We start from the raw sequence: 5,659 nt of genomic DNA, 5'->3' as shown, positions 1-5,659 counted from the left end.
CTTCATGTTCTGTGAATGCTGCTATAACCAATATTATTGGTCAGCTTAGTTATAAACGAAGAAACTTATGATAGTATTCGACTATTTAAACTTTCTTCGATTACTTAATTTTTAGGAGGAATACATAATGACTGATCTCTATTCTCGTATTAACAAAGATGATGCTGTCGTGCTTTTAGTAGATCATCAAACTGGTCTTATGTCCGGACTAGTACGTGACTATGGTGTTGATGAATTCAAGAACAATGTTTTAGCTCTTGCTCATACTGCTAAGTTTTTTGATTTACCAGTTATTTTAACAACAAGTTTCGAAAACGGGCCTAATGGACCTTTAATGCAAGAATTGGTTGATCTCTTTCCTCATGCACCAAAAATAGCTCGACCTGGACAAATTAACGCATGGGATAATGATGATTTTGTAAAAGTAATCGAAGAAACTGGAAAAAAACAACTTATCATCGCAGGCGTAGTTACGGACGTTTGTGTTGCTTTCCCGGCACTTTCCGCTATAAAAGCTGGATATGAAGTATTTGCTGTTACGGATGCTTCAGGAACTTTCAGTAAACAAGTTGCAGATGCTGCCAATACTCGTATGGCACATAGTGGTGTGCAACTTATGAACTGGTTTAGCGTAGCTTGCGAATTACAACGCGATTGGCGCAACGATGTCGAAGGTTTTGGCAATTTGCTTGCTAGCAATCTTCCAGGCTATCAAAATATAATTGGAAGCTATAGGGGAGCTCAGCGAGATCTTAGTAAACAAAATGCATAAAGTGAAACTTTAATCATCCCCCACTGATTATTAGTTGAACCAATCGGGCTTTTACAGGCAGTTGATCCCCCACCTAACTTCTTTGCTTCCGCTGAATTTTGAGGTGGGGGTCTTACTGCCCGTTAATGCGGGATAAATGTATTTCAAAGAAATAGCTTTAAATCACTTTCAAAAAAATGGATAGTATACATTTAGTGCTGATTAAATCAGCACTCTCTTTTAATTTAAAAGGTATAGCAAAAATTTTATTTTTACGATTACAATTTTAAACAATTAAAAAAGGAGCGTTTTATTATGAGTAATTTAGAATTGTTAAATCCGGAGAACAGTGCATTAATTTTGATTGATTTTCAACCTCAAATGACTTTTGGAGTTGCAAGTATTGATAGACAAACATTGATTAATAACGTTATGCTACTTGCTAAATCAGCAAAAACTTTTAACGTACCTACTATTCTTACTACAGTTGAGACACGCAGCTTTTCTGGTTATTTTTGGCCACAAATTCTTGATATATTCCCAAACCATGAAATTATAGAACGCAGTTCAATGAACTCTTGGGAAGATCCAAAATTTGTTGAAGCAGTTAAAGCAACAGGTAGAAAGAAATTAATATTTGCAGCACTTTGGACTGAAGTTTGCCTTGCATTCCCTGTGCTTGAAGCAATGAAAGCTGGCTATGAAGTGTATGCAGTTGATGATGCTTCAGGTGGTACTAGTCTGACAGCACATAACGCTGCTATGCGTCGTGTAGAACAAGCTGGTGCAATTCCAGTGACAGCAATTCAAGTTTTACTTGAATACCAACGTGACTGGGCACACAAAGACACTTATGATGCTGTAATGGAAATTGTAAAGGAGCACACTGGCGCTTATGGTCAAGGAGTAGAATACGCATATACTATGGTGCACGGCGCGCTTCCAAGCAGGAAAATATGAAACAAGAAGGAGTAGCTGTCGAAGAGACTTATACAGGGAACACGATGGATGCTGCTGATCCAGTAACAACGATTGTTACATGGGAAATTCAACAAGGTAAAGAAAAACAGTTTGAAACATGGAGACATGAAATCGAAGCTGCCGCTACTAAATTCCCAGGGCATTTAGGTGTAAATCTAATAGTCCCAAATAACGAATCGAGAGAGTATACTGTTATTTTTCGCTTTGATACGTATGAGCATCTACGTGCTTGGCAAGAATCAGACATTCGCCGGGATTTGTTAAAAACGGCAGAACAATTTCAAGTTACTAATCCGAGTTACAAAACTGAAAGTAGTTTGGCTTATTGGTTTGTTACTCCGAAAACGCCAGTTCCACCGCCAAAATGGAAAATGTCTATCGTTACCCTTTTGGGTGTATGGCCTCTTAGCATGTTAGTTCCTAAAGTGATAGGACCTATTATAAAACATATGAATCCTATTATGTCGGCCTTTTTTGTTTCAGTATGTATAGTGTCCTTGCTATCATGGGTAGTCATGCCGATTTTCGGTAAATTATTTCATCCATGGTTACAAAATAATAGAAAGTAGACGAGGTGTGAACATGAATTTACCGGATATGATCTTATATAACGGAAAAATTACTACCCTTGACCCTTCTCAGCCTGAGGTATCTGCTATCGCCATAACTGATGGTTTAGTCACTGCAGTAGGTGGAGATGAGCTTCTTAATAGTGCCACGGAAAAAACAAAGAAAATAGACCTTAAAAGAAAGAGAGCTATTCCAGGCCTGAATGACTCTCATATACACGTTATTCGTGGTGGTCTGCATTATAATATGGAATTACGTTGGGAAGGCGTGCCATCACTTTTTATTGCTCTAGAAATGCTCAAAGAACAGGCAAGGCGTACACCTGCTCCTCAGTGGGTAAGGGTAGTTGGAGGTTGGTCTGAATTTCAATTTAAAGAGAGACGGTTGCCAACTTTGGAAGAAATTAATGCCGTTTCTGAAGACACTCCTGTATTTGTGCTACATCTTTACGATAGAGCACTTGTAAATCGTGCTGGGCTGCATGCACTGGGATATACAAAAGATACACCAGACCCTCCAGGCTGCTTAATTGAGCGGGATAAACGAGGTAATCCAACGGGCCTTTTAATTGCGAATCCTAACGCTTCTATTCTTTATTCAAGTTTGGGTAAAGCACCAGCACTTAATTTTGACGACCAGATTAATTCAACTCGCCATTTTATGCGCGAATTAAATAGATTAGGTATTACAAGTGCTATTGACGCAGGTGGTGGATTCCAAAATTATCCTGATGATTACAAAGTTGTTGAACATTTAGCCGAGAAGGAACAATTAACTTTGCGTATTGCTTATAATCTATTTACGCAGAATCCAAATCATGAATATGAAGACTTTGCTTCATGGGCAAAAATTGTTTCTCCAGGTCAAGGAACTGATAAGTATAAAATGAATGGTGCCGGAGAGATGTTAGTATTCTCAGCAGCCGATTTTGAAAAATTTCAAATGCCACGGCCTGAACTAGCTACGATGATGGAAGCTGACTTAAAGAAAGTAATTTCTCTATTGGTGGAAAACCGTTGGCCCTTCCGTTTACATGCAACTTATGATGAGTCAATCACACGTTTCTTAAATGTATTCGAGGAAGTTAACAGTGAAATTCCTTTTAATGGTCTACGATGGTGGTTTGATCATGCAGAAACAATCTCAGATCGTAGCATGGAACGTGTTAAGGCTTTAAATGGCGGTATTGCCATCCAAGACCGCATGGCTTTTCAAGGTGAATACTTTGTTGATTTATACGGAAAGGAAGCTGCAAAGCGTACTCCTCCGATTTATCGTATGTTAGACCTTGGTATACCTGTTGGCGCCGGTAGTGATGCAACTAGAGTTTCCAGCTATAACCCTTGGGTCGCTCTTTATTGGATGGTTGCCGGAAAAACCATTGGTGGACTTTCGATATACGATGAAAAAAATAAACTGGATAGAAAAGTAGCCCTGGAATTATATTCAAAAGGAAGTGCGTGGTTCTCTGGTGATGAAGGTAAAAAAGGAACCCTTGCAGTAGGTCAGTTTGCTGATCTTGCTGTATTGTCTGCTGACTACTTTACTGTGCCAGAAGAAGAAATCAAAAACCTTGAATCATTACTCACAATTATGGGCGGACAGGTTGTGTATGGAAATGATGAATTTAAAAATTTATCACCTGAATTGCCGCCAGCATCACCTGACTGGTCACCGACGGGAGTTTATGGTTATGGCGGTACTAACCTAGCCAACACTATACTTTCTCACGATGCCCATGATAACAAGTTACATAGTTGCAGTAACCCTCTCCATCAACACACTCATACCGTAATAGGAAAAGATGGAACTAAATGGGGTATTGGTTGTACTTGCTTTGCTTTCTAAATCAAAACCACCGGTATAATGCCGGTGGTTTTCTTTCTGCAATAAGGATATGTAGATTCGAAATAGCATTGTATATCTCTATTGGAATCTATTACTATTTAATAGGACAAAAGAGTTGATAGCTTAAACTTGATTTGTTTTTTACATCCTTCTCTCCTTGCAAAGCCTACCCCTTTCCCTTAAGTAAAAGTCAAAAATCGATCACACCACACATATAAAGCCACTGCCCTTTGACTTTAATATTTGCTTTATCTTAAGACTTATAGATTTTTTCAAATTTCACACTAGAATCATTATTATTTCTATTACACTGATACTTTTTGCGAATCATTTAACTTCTGCATAAAGATGCGTGCAGCAAAACTTAAAAATTTATCATCAAAGTGAATAAGATTAATATCTTGACTTGGTGTTGGATCAGTAATACGAACTATGCTCAAAGTATCATTATTAACAAAGTTAACCAGTGAACGAGGTATTATGGCAACCCCATGTCCATTGTATACAAGGCTCAATAGAGAAATAGAAGATTTTGTTTCTATATTTGCTTCAGATAAAGATAACCCTAAACTCTCACAATATATTTTAATAGATTCACGACAACTACATGAAACCATTATTCTACTCAGCCCTACTAATTCTCGAAAAGAAACAAATGATTTTTCATTCAAAGGATGATTTTTTGGAATGACAAGGACGAGCTCTTCACTATACAAAAGGGTGTTTGTTAATGTGTCTGGAATTTGAGCACTACGTGTAATCCCAAAATCAATATTTTTGTCAACGATTTGATTTACGGCAACTTCGGATTCTACAATTTTCACTACGATGTTGGGATAATGTTGTTGAAACTTCATAATATAAGGTGTTAAATAAGTAAGGTCCTCTAATAGACCTCCTATAGTAATCACACCTCTTTTTACACCCTTTAATTCAAAAATTTCATTATAAACGTCATCAAATTGTTGCATGATAAATTTTCCTTTATCAAATAGCAGCTTACCCGCTTCTGTCATTTTGATACCTCTTCCAACTCGATGAAACAAAGGTGTATCAAGTTCACCTTCTAACACACGTATTTGTTGACTTAAAGTCGGCTGTGAAATACCTAGAACTTCCGCAGCTTTAGTAAAACTATTATTATTACAAACTTGAATAAAATACTCTAAATGACGTAACTCCATTCTTGATACCCACTCTCCGCTTTATGAAAGATTTATAATGAAAAGGACGATATGTATACGTGAACATAACAACTTTATTTCCTACTATATTAATTGCAATTACATAATTTCTTTATTTTGTACTACAATACATTTACTACTATTTATTAATTTTCCCTCCTATTTATTTAATTTATATTTAATTAGGATATTACTAAACAGAAATAACATCTAAAAACTTACACTTTCTGTGCGTAATATCCTAACTTTTTCAACTGTTTACTTATCATTTTTTCTCAATATAGTCCAAACTACCAAATATTTGCCGAATCCCCTCTCTATGCTG

5 protein-coding genes are annotated in these 5,659 nt (G+C 36.9%); 4 read left to right on the top strand and 1 reads right to left on the bottom strand.

What is annotated here, in order from left to right; all coding sequences use genetic code 11:
- Window positions 1–127 precede the first annotated feature (127 nt).
- The 4 genes from ycaC to ABWK52_RS14045 all read left to right on the top strand — a co-directional run bounded on the left by ycaC (window position 128) and on the right by ABWK52_RS14045 (window position 4,150).
- Window positions 128–772 carry an isochorismate family cysteine hydrolase YcaC gene (gene ycaC, locus ABWK52_RS14060; protein WP_000131216.1) on the top strand — a complete coding sequence of 215 codons (645 nt, stop codon included), beginning with the start codon at window positions 128–130 and terminating at the stop codon, window positions 770–772.
- 294 nt (window positions 773–1,066) lie between these two features.
- The gene (locus tag ABWK52_RS14055; RefSeq protein ID WP_000067163.1) at window positions 1,067–1,711 is read left to right on the top strand and encodes a hydrolase; all 645 of its coding nucleotides are present in this window, start codon (window positions 1,067–1,069) and stop codon (window positions 1,709–1,711) included.
- Window positions 1,708–2,301 carry an antibiotic biosynthesis monooxygenase gene (locus tag ABWK52_RS14050; protein ID WP_000806851.1) on the top strand — a complete coding sequence of 198 codons (594 nt, stop codon included), beginning with the start codon at window positions 1,708–1,710 and terminating at the stop codon, window positions 2,299–2,301. Before ABWK52_RS14055 ends, ABWK52_RS14050 begins: the two co-directional genes overlap by 4 nt.
- Before the next feature lie 13 nt (window positions 2,302–2,314).
- Window positions 2,315–4,150 (top strand): amidohydrolase, encoded by a 1,836-nt coding sequence (locus tag ABWK52_RS14045; protein ID WP_141537399.1) that lies wholly within the window; start codon window positions 2,315–2,317, stop codon window positions 4,148–4,150.
- Between the two features lie 305 nt (window positions 4,151–4,455).
- Here ABWK52_RS14045 and ABWK52_RS14040 read toward each other — a convergent pair whose 3' ends face one another.
- Entirely contained in the window at window positions 4,456–5,334 is an 879-nt protein-coding gene (locus ABWK52_RS14040) for a LysR family transcriptional regulator (protein ID WP_000423205.1), read from the bottom strand.
- Between the last annotated feature and the right edge of the window lie 325 nt (window positions 5,335–5,659).

This window comes from Bacillus sp. AP50 (genome assembly GCF_040492675.1).
Taxonomy (GTDB): domain Bacteria; phylum Bacillota; class Bacilli; order Bacillales; family Bacillaceae_G; genus Bacillus_A; species Bacillus_A cereus.
This window is presented reverse-complemented; position numbering and strand designations above follow the sequence as displayed.

Bases quoted from the DNA above. Each gene is read 5' to 3' on its own strand.
- ycaC (WP_000131216.1), top strand. From the start codon at position 128: ATGACTGATCTCTATTCTCGTATTAACAAAGATGATGCTGTCGTGCTT.
- ABWK52_RS14055 (WP_000067163.1), top strand. From the start codon at position 1,067: ATGAGTAATTTAGAATTGTTAAATCCGGAGAACAGTGCATTAATTTTG.
- ABWK52_RS14050 (WP_000806851.1), top strand. From the start codon at position 1,708: ATGAAACAAGAAGGAGTAGCTGTCGAAGAGACTTATACAGGGAACACG.
- ABWK52_RS14045 (WP_141537399.1), top strand. From the start codon at position 2,315: ATGAATTTACCGGATATGATCTTATATAACGGAAAAATTACTACCCTT.
- ABWK52_RS14040 (WP_000423205.1), bottom strand. From the start codon at position 5,334: ATGGAGTTACGTCATTTAGAGTATTTTATTCAAGTTTGTAATAATAAT.